This window comes from Enterobacter sp. MEB024 (assembly GCF_030209635.1).
Classification (GTDB): Bacteria; Pseudomonadota; Gammaproteobacteria; order Enterobacterales; family Enterobacteriaceae; genus Enterobacter; species Enterobacter ludwigii.
On record NZ_JARVRQ010000006.1, the window covers coordinates 1 to 14,583 of the forward strand.

The 14,583-nt window shown below is 54.0% G+C and carries 16 protein-coding genes and 1 rRNA gene; 8 read left to right on the plus strand and 9 right to left on the minus strand.

The window, feature by feature from the left end:
• Window positions 1-457, minus strand: a 16S ribosomal RNA gene (locus tag QRN24_RS11645); the annotation flags it as partial.
• A 370-nt stretch (window positions 458-827) separates the two neighbouring features.
• A complete protein-coding gene (gene gmhB / locus QRN24_RS11650) occupies window positions 828-1,394 on the minus strand; it encodes a D-glycero-beta-D-manno-heptose 1,7-bisphosphate 7-phosphatase (protein ID WP_032679647.1) in 567 nt (188 codons plus the stop codon).
• A 188-nt stretch (window positions 1,395-1,582) separates the two neighbouring features.
• Here gmhB and metN point away from each other — a divergent pair, with 188 nt between their 5' ends.
• From metN to proS, 6 genes are all read left to right on the plus strand, one after another.
• The gene (gene metN / locus QRN24_RS11655) at window positions 1,583-2,614 is read left to right on the plus strand and encodes a methionine ABC transporter ATP-binding protein MetN (protein WP_014168731.1); all 1,032 of its coding nucleotides are present in this window, start codon (window positions 1,583-1,585) and stop codon (window positions 2,612-2,614) included.
• Complete coding sequence (locus QRN24_RS11660) at window positions 2,607-3,260, plus strand: methionine ABC transporter permease MetI (protein ID WP_014168730.1); 654 nt, start codon at window positions 2,607-2,609, stop codon at window positions 3,258-3,260. Before metN ends, QRN24_RS11660 begins: the two co-directional genes overlap by 8 nt.
• A 40-nt stretch (window positions 3,261-3,300) precedes the next feature.
• Complete coding sequence (gene metQ, locus QRN24_RS11665) at window positions 3,301-4,116, plus strand: methionine ABC transporter substrate-binding lipoprotein MetQ (RefSeq protein ID WP_014168729.1); 816 nt, start codon at window positions 3,301-3,303, stop codon at window positions 4,114-4,116.
• Window positions 4,117-4,222: 106 nt separating this feature from the next.
• On the plus strand, window positions 4,223-4,627 hold the full coding sequence (gene rcsF, locus QRN24_RS11670) for an envelope stress sensor lipoprotein RcsF (protein ID WP_014168727.1): 405 nt from the start codon (window positions 4,223-4,225) through the stop codon (window positions 4,625-4,627).
• Window positions 4,624-5,328: a tRNA (N6-threonylcarbamoyladenosine(37)-N6)-methyltransferase TrmO gene (gene tsaA / locus QRN24_RS11675; protein ID WP_032679646.1), complete on the plus strand. Its 705-nt coding sequence runs from the start codon at window positions 4,624-4,626 to the stop codon at window positions 5,326-5,328. Before rcsF ends, tsaA begins: the two co-directional genes overlap by 4 nt.
• 112 nt (window positions 5,329-5,440) lie before the next feature.
• Window positions 5,441-7,159, plus strand: a complete 1,719-nt coding sequence (gene proS / locus QRN24_RS11680) for a proline--tRNA ligase (protein ID WP_014168725.1) — start codon at window positions 5,441-5,443, stop codon at window positions 7,157-7,159.
• A 53-nt stretch (window positions 7,160-7,212) separates the two neighbouring features.
• Here proS and nlpE read toward each other — a convergent pair whose 3' ends face one another.
• The 3 genes from nlpE to QRN24_RS11695 are packed head-to-tail and all read right to left on the minus strand — an operon-like array spanning window position 7,213 to window position 8,909.
• Window positions 7,213-7,911, minus strand: a complete 699-nt coding sequence (gene nlpE / locus QRN24_RS11685; RefSeq protein ID WP_014168724.1) for an envelope stress response activation lipoprotein NlpE — start codon at window positions 7,909-7,911, stop codon at window positions 7,213-7,215.
• A gap of 33 nt (window positions 7,912-7,944) precedes the next feature.
• A complete protein-coding gene (gene arfB / locus QRN24_RS11690; RefSeq protein ID WP_020882624.1) occupies window positions 7,945-8,367 on the minus strand; it encodes an alternative ribosome rescue aminoacyl-tRNA hydrolase ArfB in 423 nt (140 codons plus the stop codon).
• Complete coding sequence (locus tag QRN24_RS11695) at window positions 8,364-8,909, minus strand: YaeQ family protein (RefSeq protein WP_014168722.1); 546 nt, start codon at window positions 8,907-8,909, stop codon at window positions 8,364-8,366. Before QRN24_RS11695 ends, arfB begins: the two co-directional genes overlap by 4 nt.
• A 196-nt stretch (window positions 8,910-9,105) precedes the next feature.
• On the opposite strand from QRN24_RS11695, the gene QRN24_RS11700 reads away from it, so the two are divergent.
• Both QRN24_RS11700 and rof read left to right on the plus strand, forming a co-directional pair.
• On the plus strand, window positions 9,106-9,306 hold the full coding sequence (locus tag QRN24_RS11700; RefSeq protein WP_014168721.1) for a YaeP family protein: 201 nt from the start codon (window positions 9,106-9,108) through the stop codon (window positions 9,304-9,306).
• Window positions 9,293-9,553 carry a Rho-binding antiterminator gene (gene rof / locus QRN24_RS11705; protein ID WP_014168720.1) on the plus strand — a complete coding sequence of 87 codons (261 nt, stop codon included), beginning with the start codon at window positions 9,293-9,295 and terminating at the stop codon, window positions 9,551-9,553. Before QRN24_RS11700 ends, rof begins: the two co-directional genes overlap by 14 nt.
• Window positions 9,554-9,581: 28 nt before the next feature.
• On the opposite strand, the gene tilS is transcribed toward rof, so the two are convergent.
• From tilS to accA, 4 genes are all read right to left on the minus strand, one after another.
• Complete coding sequence (gene tilS / locus QRN24_RS11710) at window positions 9,582-10,868, minus strand: tRNA lysidine(34) synthetase TilS (protein ID WP_032679645.1); 1,287 nt, start codon at window positions 10,866-10,868, stop codon at window positions 9,582-9,584.
• 57 nt (window positions 10,869-10,925) lie between these two features.
• Window positions 10,926-11,315, minus strand: a complete 390-nt coding sequence (locus QRN24_RS11715) for a VOC family protein (RefSeq protein ID WP_014168718.1) — start codon at window positions 11,313-11,315, stop codon at window positions 10,926-10,928.
• A gap of 65 nt (window positions 11,316-11,380) precedes the next feature.
• The gene (locus QRN24_RS11720; RefSeq protein ID WP_014168717.1) at window positions 11,381-13,513 is read right to left on the minus strand and encodes a lysine decarboxylase LdcC; all 2,133 of its coding nucleotides are present in this window, start codon (window positions 13,511-13,513) and stop codon (window positions 11,381-11,383) included.
• A 100-nt stretch (window positions 13,514-13,613) separates the two neighbouring features.
• On the minus strand, window positions 13,614-14,573 hold the full coding sequence (gene accA / locus QRN24_RS11725; RefSeq protein WP_014168716.1) for an acetyl-CoA carboxylase carboxyl transferase subunit alpha: 960 nt from the start codon (window positions 14,571-14,573) through the stop codon (window positions 13,614-13,616).
• Window positions 14,574-14,583: the final 10 nt, after the last annotated feature.

A 14,583-nucleotide genomic window follows, 5' to 3' on the forward strand; every position in this document is an offset into this window, starting at 1 on the left:
CAACACCTTCCTCCCCGCTGAAAGTACTTTACAACCCGAAGGCCTTCTTCATACACGCGGCATGGCTGCATCAGGCTTGCGCCCATTGTGCAATATTCCCCACTGCTGCCTCCCGTAGGAGTCTGGACCGTGTCTCAGTTCCAGTGTGGCTGGTCATCCTCTCAGACCAGCTAGGGATCGTCGCCTAGGTGAGCCGTTACCCCACCTACTAGCTAATCCCATCTGGGCACATCTGATGGCAAGAGGCCCGAAGGTCCCCCTCTTTGGTCTTGCGACGTTATGCGGTATTAGCTACCGTTTCCAGTAGTTATCCCCCTCCATCAGGCAGTTTCCCAGACATTACTCACCCGTCCGCCACTCGTCACCCGAGAGCAAGCTCTCTGTGCTACCGTTCGACTTGCATGTGTTAGGCCTGCCGCCAGCGTTCAATCTGAGCCATGATCAAACTCTTCAATTTAAGTTTGATGCTCGTGAATTAAACTTCGTAATGAATTACGTATGTTCACTCAGAGACTTGGTATTCATTTTTTGTCCGAAGACATTAAGAATCCATGTCACTTTGAGTGCCCACACAGATTGTCTGATAAATTGTTAAAGAGCAGTTGCGACGCGGCTTACAGCTCACCGTCGCGAGGTGGCGTATATTACGCTTTCCTCTTTCAGAGTCAACCCTGAAATTCAGGATTTTTTCTCTTCAACCGACCGGGTTATCTGTGAAGTGATTCACATCCGCCGTGTCGATGGAGGCGCATTATAGGGTGCCACCGAGGAATGACAAGCGGAAATATGCATTTTTATTTCGACCGCTCACCTTTTCACCAAAAAGGCTATTTTTGGTGCTTTTTAATCTCTTTTGGCAGCTCTGCCAGGCTATTAATCACCCAATCCGCGGCACTCTCTGCTTCAGGGGTCACAGGTTTGCCGGTGCGCACAAGTATTTTAGTCCCCACACCTGCGGCGATTGCTGCCTGCATATCTTCCAGTTTATCGCCCACCATATAAGAAGCAGCCATATCGATATGCAGGAATTCCTGCGCAGAGATAAACATTCCCGGATGCGGCTTGCGGCAATCACACGTCTGGCGAAACTCTTCTACAGTTCCCTGCGGGTGGTGCGGGCAATAGTAAATGCCATCAAGTTCGACACCGCGGTCAGCCAGCGACCAGTCCATCCATTCCGTCAGCGTCTCGAATTGCGCCTCGGTGAATTTTCCACGTGCGATACCGGACTGGTTGGTCACGACCACCAGCGCATAGCCCATCTCTTTCAGCTGGCGCATGGCATCGATAACGCCCTCGATAAACTCGAACTCATCAATCTCGTGGACATAACCGTGATCCACATTGATAGTGCCATCACGATCGAGAAAAATTGCGGGTACTGATTTTGCCACCGGTTTGCTCCTGAAAAAGGCATGTACAGCTAGTATCTCATGAATCGCAGCGCAATAAAGTGCTCATCGTACAGAGTTGGATTGATTTAGACGTCTGGATGCCTTAACATCCGTTTTGTTTACGGTCATCACCCGTATCTGGCAGAAGAAAATGCCACGGCTAACTTACATACGATAAAAATAATCTAATGATTAAACTTTCCAATATCACCAAAGTGTTCCAGCAGGGGAACCGAACCATTCAGGCGCTGAACAATGTCAGCCTGCATGTTCCTGCTGGTCAAATTTATGGCGTCATTGGCGCATCGGGTGCAGGTAAAAGTACGCTGATCCGTTGTGTTAACCTGCTTGAGCGCCCAACCCAGGGTCGTGTAGAAGTAGGCGGGCAGGAACTGACCGCCCTTTCAGAGAAAGAACTGACGAAAGCACGCCGCCAGATTGGCATGATCTTCCAGCACTTTAACCTGCTGGCCTCCCGTACGGTGTTTGGCAACGTTGCCTTGCCGCTGGAACTGGACAACACGCCAAAAGAAGAAGTTAAGCGTCGCGTAACCGAACTGCTGGATCTCGTTGGACTGGGTGATAAACACGATAGCTACCCGGCAAACCTGTCCGGTGGACAAAAACAGCGTGTGGCCATTGCCCGCGCGCTGGCAAGTAACCCGAAAGTGCTGCTGTGCGATGAAGCCACCAGCGCATTAGATCCCGCCACTACGCGTTCCATTCTGGAGCTGCTGAAGGACATCAACCGTCGCCTCGGCCTGACCATTCTCCTTATTACACATGAAATGGACGTGGTGAAACGCATCTGTGATTGCGTCGCGGTAATCAGCAACGGTGAGTTGATTGAGCAAGACACGGTCAGCGAAGTGTTTTCCCATCCGAAAACCCCACTGGCACAACAGTTTATTCAGTCCACGCTGCACCTGGATATTCCGGAAGATTATCTGGAGCGTTTAAAAACAGAATCGACCGCGGACAGCGTCCCGATGCTGCGTATGGAGTTCACTGGCCAGTCCGTCGATGCACCGCTGCTGTCCGAAACCGCGCGCCGCTTTAATGTGAATAACAACATCATCAGCGCGCAAATGGATTACGCCGGTGGCGTGAAGTTCGGCATCATGCTGACGGAAATGCACGGCACACAAGCAGAAACCCAGGCGGCCATTGCCTGGCTGCAAGAACATCACGTAAAAGTAGAGGTACTGGGTTATGTCTGAGCCGATGATGTGGCTGCTGGTTCGCGGCGTTTGGGAAACGCTGGCAATGACCTTTGTATCAGGCTTCTTTGGTTTTGTGATTGGTCTGCCGGTCGGCGTGCTGTTGTATGTGACGCGCCCGGGACAAATCATTGAGAACGCGAAGCTGTATCGCACCCTGTCTGCACTGGTGAATATCTTCCGTTCTATCCCGTTCATTATTCTGCTGGTGTGGATGATTCCATTTACCCGTGTGATCGTGGGAACGTCTATCGGTTTGCAGGCAGCCATCGTTCCGCTGACCGTAGGAGCTGCGCCGTTTATCGCCCGTATGGTGGAAAACGCCCTGCTGGAAATTCCGACCGGTTTGATCGAGGCTTCCCGCGCGATGGGGGCAACGCCAATGCAGATCGTGCGTAAAGTCCTGCTACCTGAAGCGCTGCCAGGGCTGGTGAATGCGGCAACCATTACGTTGATTACTCTGGTGGGTTATTCCGCGATGGGCGGTGCCGTTGGCGCCGGCGGTTTAGGCCAGATTGGCTACCAGTACGGCTATATTGGTTATAACGCTACCGTAATGAATACCGTTCTGGTATTGCTGGTTGTGCTGGTTTACTTAATCCAGTTCTCTGGCGATCGCATCGTCCGGACTGTTACTCACAAATAACGTTACACACAACACAAACTCGACGAGTTAAGGATATAACATGGCGTTTAAATTAAAGACCTTTGCAGCGGTAGGCGCGCTGATCGGCTCTCTGGCACTGGTGGGTTGCGGTCAGGACGAAAAAGATCCAAACCACATCAAAGTGGGCGTTATCGTGGGTGCAGAACAGCAGGTTGCTGAAGTCGCGCAGAAAGTCGCGAAAGAGAAGTATGGTCTGGACGTTGAGCTGGTGACCTTTAACGATTACGTTCTGCCGAACGAAGCGCTGAGCAAAGGCGATATCGACGCCAACGCCTTCCAGCACAAACCTTACCTGGATCAGCAGATCAAGGATCGCGGCTATAAACTGGTGGGTGTGGGTAACACCTTTGTTTACCCTATTGCCGGTTACTCCAAGAAAATTAAATCTCTGGACGAACTGCAGCCAGGCTCTCAGGTTGCCGTCCCTAACGACCCAACCAACCTTGGCCGTTCCCTGCTGCTGCTGCAGAAAGTGGGCCTGATTAAACTGAAAGACGGTGTTGGCCTGCTGCCAACCGTTCTGGATGTCACCGAGAACCCGAAAAATCTGAAAATTGTTGAGCTGGAAGCCCCACAGCTGCCACGTTCTCTCGACGACGCGCAGATTGCCCTGGCCGTTATCAACACCACGTACGCCAGCCAGATTGGCCTGACGCCAGCGAAAGACGGTATCTTCGTTGAAGACAAAGACTCCCCGTATGTAAACCTGATCGTGACTCGCGAAGACAACAAAGATGCGGAAAACGTGAAGAAGTTCGTACAGGCTTATCAGTCTGACGAAGTTTACCAGGAAGCCAACAAAGTGTTTAACGGCGGCGCTGTTAAGGGCTGGTAATCTCACCTCAGTGTAATATCATCAAGACGGGCTTATGCCCGTCTTGTCATTTGTGCAGTCAACTGATTCAATATCTGACGTTTTGATTATCCATTGAGGAATTATTATGCGTGCTTTACCGATCTGTCTTTTAGCACTCATGCTGAGCGGCTGTTCTATGCTAAGCAGATCTCCTGTTGAACCTGTCCAAAGCACGGCAACCCCGCCAAAAGCAGAACCCGTAAAACCGAAAGCGCCTCGCCCTGCGCCGGTTCGCATTATTACCAAAGCTGACGAACTCGTGGGTAAACCTTTCCGTGAACTGGGTGAAGTAAGCGGCGAATCCTGTCAGGCTACCAATCAGGACTCTCCACCGAATATCCCAACAGCGCGTAAACGCATGCAGATCAACGCGGCAAAAATGAAAGCCAACGCGGTTCTGCTGCATAGCTGCGAAGTGACCAGTGGAACACCGGGTTGCTACCGTCAGGCGGTTTGCATCGGCTCGGCGCTGAACATTACGGCGAAATGAGTTCATTTCAGTTCGAACAGATAGGCGTTATTCGCTCTCCCTATAAAGAGAAGTTCGCCGTGCCACGCCAGCCAGGTCTGGTCACCAGCGGTGGCGAGCTTCACTTGATCGCGCCCTACAATCAGGCCGATGCCGTACGCGGGCTCGAAGCATTCAGCCACTTATGGATTGTGTTTGTGTTTCACCAGACGATGGAAGGTGGCTGGCGTCCGACCGTACGCCCTCCTCGCCTGGGAGGCAACGCCAGGATGGGCGTGTTTGCGACGCGCTCAACCTTCCGTCCAAACCCTGTCGGGATGTCGCTGGTCGAACTGAAAGGTATACGCTGTCAAAAGGATCAGGTCATACTGGAATTAGGCAGCCTTGACCTGGTTGATGGCACGCCGGTTATCGATATCAAGCCGTATCTCCCCTTTGCCGAAGCGTTACCCGACGCCCGCGCAAGCTATGCACAGGAAGCACCGCAGGCAGATATGCCTGTTCACTTCACGGCTGAGATAACCACGCAGCTTGAGCAGCTGGAAACACGCTATCCCCGCCTTCGTGACTTTATCACCGAAGTGCTGGCTCAGGACCCCCGTCCGGCCTATCGTAAAGAAGAGGACGCCGGGAAAACCTACGCCGTCTGGCTGCTGGATTTTAACGTTCGCTGGCGCGTGACCGGGGCAGGTTTTGAAGTGTTTGCCCTTGAACCCAGGTAATTTTGTCCTCCTCTCTTTTGGCATCTTTGCCACACTGGTAAACTAAACCACTTTTTTTGTCTCAGGCTGGTGTTTCAGCCTGTTCCAATCGTCGAAATGGAACCGTAACAACATGCGTACTAGCCAATATCTGCTCTCCACTCTGAAGGAGACGCCTGCCGACGCCGAAGTGATCAGCCATCAGCTGATGCTGCGCGCCGGGATGATCCGCAAGCTGGCCTCCGGGTTATATACCTGGCTGCCGACCGGCGTGCGCGTCCTGAAAAAAGTCGAAAACATCGTGCGTGAAGAGATGAACAACGCCGGTGCTATCGAGGTGTCCATGCCTGTGGTTCAGCCCGCTGACCTGTGGCAGGAGAGCGGCCGTTGGGAGCAATATGGCCCTGAGCTGCTGCGTTTCGTTGATCGTGGCGAGCGTCCATTCGTCCTCGGCCCAACGCATGAAGAAGTCATTACCGACCTGATTCGTAATGAGCTGAGCTCTTACAAACAGCTGCCGCTGAACTTCTTCCAGATCCAGACCAAGTTCCGTGATGAAGTTCGCCCACGTTTCGGCGTCATGCGCTCACGCGAATTCCTGATGAAAGATGCTTACTCTTTCCATACGTCTCAGGAATCGCTGCAAGAGACCTACGACAAAATGTACGAGGCTTACAGCAAAATCTTCTCCCGTATGGGGCTGGATTTCCGTGCTGTGCAGGCTGATACCGGTTCTATCGGCGGAAGCGCGTCTCATGAGTTCCAGGTTCTGGCTCAGAGCGGCGAAGACGATGTGATCTTCTCTGACTCTTCTGATTACGCCGCGAACATCGAGTTTGCAGAAGCGCTGGCCCCTAAAGCGCCACGTGCTGCTGCAACCGAAGAGATGACGCTGGTTGATACACCTCACGCAAAAACCATTGCCGAGCTGGTTGAGCAGTTCAACCTGCCCGTCGAAAAAACGGTAAAAACCCTGCTGGTGAAATCCACCGAAGGTAGCGCGTACCCGCTGGTTGCCCTGCTGGTGCGTGGCGATCACGAACTGAACGAAGTGAAAGCTGAGAAGCTGCCTCAGGTTGCCAGCCCGCTGACGTTCGCAACGGAAGCGGAAATCCGTGCCGTCGTGAACGCAGGTCCTGGCTCTCTGGGCCCGGTGAATATGCCGGTTCCGGTGGTTATTGACCGTACGGTAGCCGCAATGAGCGACTTCGCCGCTGGCGCTAACATCGACGGTAAACATTACTTCGGCATCAACTGGGATCGCGATGTCGCGACGCCGGAAGTCGCTGATATCCGTAACGTGGTGGCAGGCGATCCAAGCCCGGACGGCCAGGGCACCCTGATGATCAAACGCGGTATCGAAGTGGGCCACATCTTCCAGCTGGGGGATAAATATTCCCGCGCGCTGAATGCCGCCGTTCAGGGGGAAGATGGCCGCAACCAGATCCTGACCATGGGTTGCTACGGTATCGGTGTGACGCGTGTGGTTGCAGCCGCCATTGAGCAAAACTACGACGAACGTGGCATCGTCTGGCCAGACAATATCGCCCCGTTCCAGGTGGCTATTCTGCCAATGAACATGCACAAGTCTTACCGCGTGCAGGAGCTGGCCGAAAAACTTTACTCCGAGCTGCGCGCTCAGGGTATCGAAGTGCTGATGGATGACCGTAAAGAGCGTCCAGGCGTGATGTTTGCCGATATGGAACTGATCGGTATCCCGCACACCGTAGTCATCGGCGACCGTAACCTCGACAGCGACGACATTGAATACAAATACCGTCGCAGTGGTGAAAAGCAGATGATCAAGACTGGCGACATTCTTGATTACCTGGTGAAAGCCATCAAAGGTTAACGTTAAACAAAAAACCCCGCTCAGGCGGGGTTTTTTAATGGGCCGATATCGGCTTATTTGCTGTTACAGTCTTTGCCCGCAACAAACTTCGCGTCTTTATCTGCCACCAGCGTTTTCACCAGCTCTCCGCTGTCCGGGTTCGGCTCCAGCGTAAAGTGACCATCTACCGTCAGCAGGACTGGCTTGCTGTCATTGCCACGCGCAACAGCGTAATCACGCTCCAGCTGCGCATTGTTCGCCACGCTGATTTTCTTGCCGGTGGCGCAGTCGGTAAAGATCGCCGCATCCGCCATATAGAAATACATCCCACGCATTGGCATTGGCGTTGCAGGCAGGGCCGCTTTCACCGGGGCCAGCGTATAGTTGAACTGGGACTCAATCGGATTGCCTTCGCGGTCGAGCATCTCCATCCCTTCACCTTTGGCGCGGAAATAGGTTTTCTCACCGGTGGTATCCGTCAGTACCAGCTTCTCAGCCGTACGCGCCCATGTCCCGTAGCTCGCAAAGGAAGATGGTTCTTTCGCCCCCTGATAACGCTGGTTCATAACCCAGGTACCGTCTTTCTGCAGGAACAGTGACGTTTCAATGCCCTCGCAGTCGGCACACGGTAAAACGCCGCGCCAGCTCTGCTGCATTGGTTTTAACTCTTCATTCTGCGCAGGCTGCACGACCTGCGTTTCAGAACGGTTGTTACACCCGAAAAGCGCAAACAGCGTACTCACTGCCAGCGCTGACAATAATGCTTTTTTCACAATGAATTCCTTATGAAATTGTGTTCCTTTTCGTCACTCCGTAGGGCGACGAACTTTACCGCGTAGTGCTTTCACTGTGGATTTTTGGGCCTTCGACGATAGCCGACGCTCTTTCGATGCGCGGGTCGGTCGCGTTGCCCGACGGCTTTTTTGCACTGCCGTTAGTTCTTTAATCATCGACACCAGTCTGGCAATCGCCGCTTCGCGGTTCAACTCCTGGCTGCGGTACTCCTGCGCTTTAATCACAATCACGCCATCACTGGTGATCAGATGATGGCTGGCAGCGAGCAGGCTTTCTTTGTAATACTCTGGCAGGCTGGAGGCCCGAATGTCAAAGCGCAAATGGATAGCCGTTGAAGCCTTGTTAACGTGCTGTCCACCCGCCCCCTGAGCACGGATGGCGGTGATCTCCAGCTCATTGTCAGGGATGCTAACGTTTCGGGACAAGACAATCATGGCGCTGGCTGCCACGCCGTCAAATGAATTTCCAGATTATTCTGAGAATCAGAAAGCCAGATAGCGCCGTCCTGAATTGTGGCCTGCAGGACCATCGTCCGGCTGGCAAACTCGCTCAGCTTCGCCAGCTGCTCATCGTCCAGATACCAGACGGTAAGGTTGGCAAACTGCCCGCACTTGCTCTTGCTTTGCTGCCACCAGATTTCCGCAGCACGTTGATTATACGCGAATAACGCCACGTTAGCGGACTGCGTGCAGGCCTTTTTAATGCGGCGCTCATCCGGCAGACCGAGTTCAATCCATAAATCGATACCCAGATGATCGTTGTGCAGCCAGGCCTCTGGCTCGTCCTCAGCGCTTAAGCCACGGCTAAATTGCAGACGCTCGTCAGCATACTTTATCCACGCCAGCAGGCGCAGCATCATGCGCTCCTGGGTTTCAGAGGGGTGGCGTGCCAGAGTGAGTGACGCATCCAGGAACTGGTTGCGGTCAAGATCTGCCACATTGACCACAGCTTTATAAATTGTCGCTTTCAGCGCCATGAGAGAACTCCTTTCGAATCAGGCGCACATTGTAGCGAAAAAGGAATAAAAAGGCTGTTCCCGGGTGAACATTCACCGGCTATCAAGGCGCTGATATTGCTTAAATGAGTATGGTATAGTCACCTTGCTAAACCGAGTTTATCTTCGTAGGCTTAATGATATCTCACAGTAAGTCAGTGCGCTGGCGGGAGGGGATGTGAATAATTATTGTGAGTTAATTCGCAAACGGTATGCGGAAATCGCCAGCGGAGATCTGGGGTATGTCCCGGACGCGTTGGGCTGTGTATTGAAAGTGCTTAATGAAGTGGCCTCTGATGAGGGCCTTTCAGAATCGGTCAGGGAAAAAGCAGCGTATGCTGCGGCGAATTTACTGGTGAGCGATTATGTCAATGAATGAAACTTATCAACCCATCAATTGTGATGACTATGACAACCTCGAACTCGCCTGCCAGCATCATTTAATACTGACGCTGGAGTTAAAAGATGGCGAAGTGTTGAAGGCAAAAGCCAGCGACCTGGTTTCGCGAAAGAATGTGGAATATCTGATAGTGGAAGATGCCGGGGCGACGCGTGAGCTACGTCTGGACAAAATTGCCAGTTTCAGCCACCCGCAAATCGGCACCGTTGTGGTGAGCGAATCCTGATGACACTAACGGGCAGCCCGGCTGCCCGTTACGCTTTCCACTCAAACTGCATGCCCGTTTCTGCCCACCCCTCTTGCGTAATGAATACCCCTGCTGCAGCAATCAGCGTTTCACCGTAGAAAAGTAGCGGCGTGGTATCGCGTCGCCAGGGCGGCACATTGCTCTCCTGCCAGATTTTCTTCAGCTTCCGCCCTCCGTTGCGCCCGACAATATGCAGCAGACCGCCCGCCTTAAAGCGCACGGTGACCGGCTCCCCGGGTTCAGGCAGACGTACATGGCCGGTTGGCACCAAAGACACACGACCGGCATCACAGGGCAACAGCAGCGGTTCCGCAAGCGACGGCCAGTCGAGTACCCTGTCGGCGAGCGAGGGAGATGATTTAACCCACCAGAGCGCCCCTTTATAGCGTCTGACGTCGAAACCGTTCAGGTGCACACACGGCGTAGCATCTTCCCGCGCCAGGGCGACTTCATCCCAGAAACGAGCCAGCATTGCCCGCGACGGCATAGCGGCACCGTGAGAGGCCAGCCAGCGTCGTAACAATGCGGCCCGACGCGCCGGGCTCATCGCTTCCAGCGGTGCGATGGTAAGCGATCCCTGCGCGGAAATCAGTTCCGCCAGCTCTTCGCTCAGCAGCTCATCCAGCAGACTCTCCTGTTCAGCGCACAGCATGGCGCTGCGTGCTGCCGCTTCTGCAAAGTGCGGCCAGCGTTCGCTCAGAAGCGGTACGACACGCAGACGCAGGAAGTTACGGTCATAGCGGTCATCCTGGTTGCTTTCATCTTCAATCCAGCTCAGCTCGTGTTCCCGTGCCCACGTTTCCAGCGAGGCTCGCGTCTCGCCAAGCAGTGGGCGAAGGAGGTGCGATCCGGCGAAATCAGCCCGTTCTGGCATCGCGGATAATCCCGCCGGGCCGCTTCCTCGTTTGAGGGCCAGTAATAACGTCTCGCACTGGTCATCGAGATGCTGCGCCGTGACCAGCGCTTCGTCAGGCTGTAATTCAGCGGCAAAAGCGGCATAGCGTGCTTTACGCGCCTGCGCCTCAATGCCCAGCCCCTCATCCTGGAGATGTACACGTTCAACAGTCAGCGGGATCGCCCATGCCGCACACACCGCCTCGCAGTGTGCCACCCACGCATCCGCGTGCGGGCTTAACCCGTGATGAATGTGCATCGCCCGAAGCTGAATATCAGGCTCGTTGTCACGCCAGAGTTTGAGACGGTGGAGCAAAACGGTGGAATCCAGGCCACCGCTAAACCCCACCAGCAGCTGGCGGTACGGTGAAACGGCTTGAGCAATCGCGGGTAGGGTCATAGAAAATCACATATAAAAATGCCCGAACTGAGCGGGCATTATCACACAGGGTGGAAATTACTGCTGGTAAAGCTCCAGCGGAAGGCCATCCGGATCGTTGAAAAAGGTAAAACGCTTGTCGGTGAACGGGTCGATACGAATCGCTTCGCACTTCACGCCGTGGGTTTCCAGATGTTTTACGGCGCGATCAATGTCGTCGACGCTAAAGGCAAGGTGGCGCAGGCCGCAAGCTTCCGGGCGGGACGGACGTGCTGGCGGAAAAGGAAAAGAGAACAGCTCAATCACATATTGCCCGTTTAAAGCGAGATCGCCTTTCCAGGAGTCACGCTCCTCACGATACGCCTCGCTTAACAACGTAAAGCCCAGAATATCGCAGTAGAAGGCCTTACTTTTTGCGTAATCGGTGGCAATGATCGCAATATGGTGAACCTGTTTTAAACCCAGCATAGCTTCTCCTTTTTATGATGCCTGAACGTTACAACCGACAACCCGGGCCTGGCAAGCTGTCGCCCTTATTTTAGGACTCGCACCCAGTAAACCCCTTGCTCATCGCGCTTCGCCCCGTGAATATCAGTCTCAAAGCCCGGATAGTGGCGCCCCACTGAGCAGAGCATCAGCAGAAAATCGAGCACCGCCCGACTCTCTTCGGTGATCATCTCCCCCGGCATCAACAACGGTACGCCCGGCGGATAAGGCAGGATCATGTTAGCCGACACGCGCCCGACCAGATTTTCCAGCTCAACGGTTTCAACCTCCCCTTTCACCTGACGTTGCCAGGCCTTGTGTGGGGTCAACTTCATCTCCGGCAGCACGTCAAACGCCTGCAGCATCAGGCGCGGCAGATCGTGCTGACGGATCAGCCGATGGATCCCCTGAGCCAGATCCTGAATGCGCATATTGCGGTAGAAGTCAGGATCTTCAGCATAAAGATCCGGCAGCATATTTTTCACCCGCAGGTTGAGATCGTAAGCGCGCTTAAACTCCATCAGTCCGCGCAATAAGCCCATCGCACGGGTTTTATCTATCCCAATACTGAACAGGAACAAGAGGTTATACGGGCCGGTTTTCTCCACCACTACGCCACGTTCATCAAGGAATTTTGCCACCAGAGCAGCAGGAATGCCTTCGTCACTCATCGTGCCTTGTTCGTCCATCCCCGGCGTCAGGATCGTTACCTTCACCGGGTCGAGGAACATATGGTCGGCGTCGGCATCGCGAAAACCGTGCCAGCTCTCGCCAGGTGAGACAGGCCAGCACTCGGCCTCATCAATCTCTTCGGGTTGCCAGATATCGAAGAACCAGCCGTCTGCTTCATCTTTAAGCCGCTGGACTTCTTTACGGAAATGCAGCGCCCGCTCCACAGACCGATTGATCAGACGCTTGCCCGGATTCCCGCGCAGCATTGCCGCCGCCGTTTCAATAGAGGCCACCAGCGGATAGCTTGGCGAGGTGGTGGTGTGCATCATAAAGGCTTCGTTAAACGTCTCTTCGTCGTACTCGCCTTTGATGTGAATAAGCGAGGCCTGAGAAAACGCGGCCAGCATTTTGTGCGTCGACTGCGTTTCGAAAAACACTTTGCCCGGCACGCGCTCACCGCTCATGCCGCTTTTTCCCGCGTAAATCGGGTGAAAGTTGGTGTATGGCACCCACGCGGAGTCAAAGTGGATCGACGGGACATCCAGCGTCTGCTTAATCCAGTTGGTGTTATAGAGCAGACCGTCATAGGTGGAGTTAGTGATGACCGCATGGATCGGCCAGCTTGCCCCCGGGATCGCCGCGACCTTATGTTCAATCGCGGCGTGGCTAAATTCACGACGCGGGATCCCGCCGAGGATCCCAAGCGCGTTTCGCGTCGGGGAGAGCCATAACGGCACGACATCGCTCATCATCAGCAGATGAGCCAGCGACTTGTGGCAGTTACGGTCAATCAGCAAGGTGCTACCGGCGGGTGCGGCGTACATTCCGACGATTTTGTTTGATGTCGAGGTGCCGTTGGTCACCATATAACTCTGCTCGGCCCCAAAAGTCCGGGCAATGTATTCTTCAGCTTCCAGGTGCGGTCCGGTGTGATCGAGCAGCGATCCGAGTTCAGTGACGGAAATCGACACGTCCGCTTTGAGCGTGTTGCCCCCGAAGAAATCATAGAACAAACAACCCACCGGGCTTTTTTGATAGGCCGTCCCTGCCATATGGCCTGGCGTGCAGAAGGTGTATTTGCCTTCTTTGACGTAAGTAAACAGCGCGCGGGTAAACGGTGGCGTGATGTTATCGAGATATTCACCGGTGTACTGTTGAATACGGGTCGCAATATCTTCCGCGACACCGAGTGAGTATTCAAAGAACCACAGCGCCATTCGCATATCATGAGCGCTCACGTCCATTGTCGAGTGGGTATTAATAAAAGCGTACAGCGGGAGATATTCGTTCAGCTTATTGATATCGCTGCACAACTCCATGTCGTACTCGTCCCAGTCGAAGATCACGCCACAGATGCGAGGGTTGTGCTCGATAAATTTCAGCAGGTCGGCGCTATTGTGCGGCCAAATCAGCTGGTACCCACGGGACTGAAGGGCGTGCTCCAGCTCCTTAATGGGCTCGTCTTTATAAAAGACGCCGTGCGGCCCCATAATGGCGATGATGTTCACGGTTTACCTCCTTGAAAAACATTAGCTAAGCATAGTTAAGGTAAACGGCAGGCATAAAAAAAGCCGCAACAATGTGCGGCTTTTAGGATAATTGTGAAGCTTACGCGTAACCGTAGGTCATCAGACGCTGGTAACGACGGTTGAGCAGATCTTCTGTGCTCAGGACATCCAGGTCCGCCAGGTCTGCCAGCAGCTGCGCTTTCAGGGAAGCCGCCATCACTTCCGGCTTACGATGCGCGCCACCCAGAGGTTCAGGGATCACGGAGTCGATCAGCTTCAGCTCTTTCAGACGTGGGGCAATGATGCCCATCGCTTCTGCAGCCAGAGGCGCTTTATCGGCGCTCTTCCACAGAATAGAGGCACAACCTTCCGGGGAGATAACGGAATAGGTGCTGTACTGCAGCATATTCACTTTATCGCCCACGCCAATCGCCAGCGCACCACCGGAACCCCCTTCACCGATAACGGTACAGATGACCGGCACCTTCAGGCGAGACATCTCGCGAAGGTTGCGTGCGATGGCTTCTGACTGGCCACGCTCTTCCGCGCCCACGCCAGGATACGCACCCGGGGTGTCGATGAAGGTGATGATTGGCATCTTGAAACGCTCAGCCATCTCCATCAGACGCAGGGCTTTACGGTAGCCTTCTGGTGCCGGCATACCAAAGTTACGGCGAATTTTCTCTTTGGTTTCACGACCTTTCTGATGACCAATGATCATCACCGGGCGCCCGTCCAGACGTGCGATGCCGCCGACGATAGCTTTGTCGTCAGCGTAAGCGCGATCGCCTGCCAGTTCGTCAAATTCGTCAAACGCCAGGCGGACATAATCCAGGGTGTACGGACGCTGTGGATGACGCGCCAGCTGGGCGATCTGCCATGCGCCGAGATCGGCAAAGATTTTGCGCGTCAGTTCTACGCTTTTCTCACGCAGACGATGCACTTCTTCATCGATGTTAATATCCAGTTTTTCATCCTGACGGCTTACCGCTGTCAGAGAATCGATTTTCGCTTCCAGCTCAGCAATCGGCTGTTCGAAATCAAGGAAATTCAGACTCATAGTATTCCTG

Excerpts from the sequence above, each read along its gene's own strand:
- rcsF (WP_014168727.1), top strand. The coding sequence starts at position 4,223 with ATGCGTGCTTTACCGATCTGTCTTTTAGCACTCATGCTGAGCGGCTGT.
- arfB (WP_020882624.1), bottom strand. The coding sequence starts at position 8,367 with ATGATTGTCTTGTCCCGAAACGTTAGCATCCCTGACAATGAGCTGGAG.
- tsaA (WP_032679646.1), top strand. The coding sequence starts at position 4,624 with ATGAGTTCATTTCAGTTCGAACAGATAGGCGTTATTCGCTCTCCCTAT.
- tilS (WP_032679645.1), bottom strand. The coding sequence starts at position 10,868 with ATGACCCTACCCGCGATTGCTCAAGCCGTTTCACCGTACCGCCAGCTG.
- QRN24_RS11660 (WP_014168730.1), top strand. The coding sequence starts at position 2,607 with ATGTCTGAGCCGATGATGTGGCTGCTGGTTCGCGGCGTTTGGGAAACG.
- rof (WP_014168720.1), top strand. The coding sequence starts at position 9,293 with ATGTCAATGAATGAAACTTATCAACCCATCAATTGTGATGACTATGAC.
- metN (WP_014168731.1), top strand. The coding sequence starts at position 1,583 with ATGATTAAACTTTCCAATATCACCAAAGTGTTCCAGCAGGGGAACCGA.
- QRN24_RS11695 (WP_014168722.1), bottom strand. The coding sequence starts at position 8,909 with ATGGCGCTGAAAGCGACAATTTATAAAGCTGTGGTCAATGTGGCAGAT.
- metQ (WP_014168729.1), top strand. The coding sequence starts at position 3,301 with ATGGCGTTTAAATTAAAGACCTTTGCAGCGGTAGGCGCGCTGATCGGC.
- accA (WP_014168716.1), bottom strand. The coding sequence starts at position 14,573 with ATGAGTCTGAATTTCCTTGATTTCGAACAGCCGATTGCTGAGCTGGAA.
- QRN24_RS11715 (WP_014168718.1), bottom strand. The coding sequence starts at position 11,315 with ATGCTGGGTTTAAAACAGGTTCACCATATTGCGATCATTGCCACCGAT.
- proS (WP_014168725.1), top strand. The coding sequence starts at position 5,441 with ATGCGTACTAGCCAATATCTGCTCTCCACTCTGAAGGAGACGCCTGCC.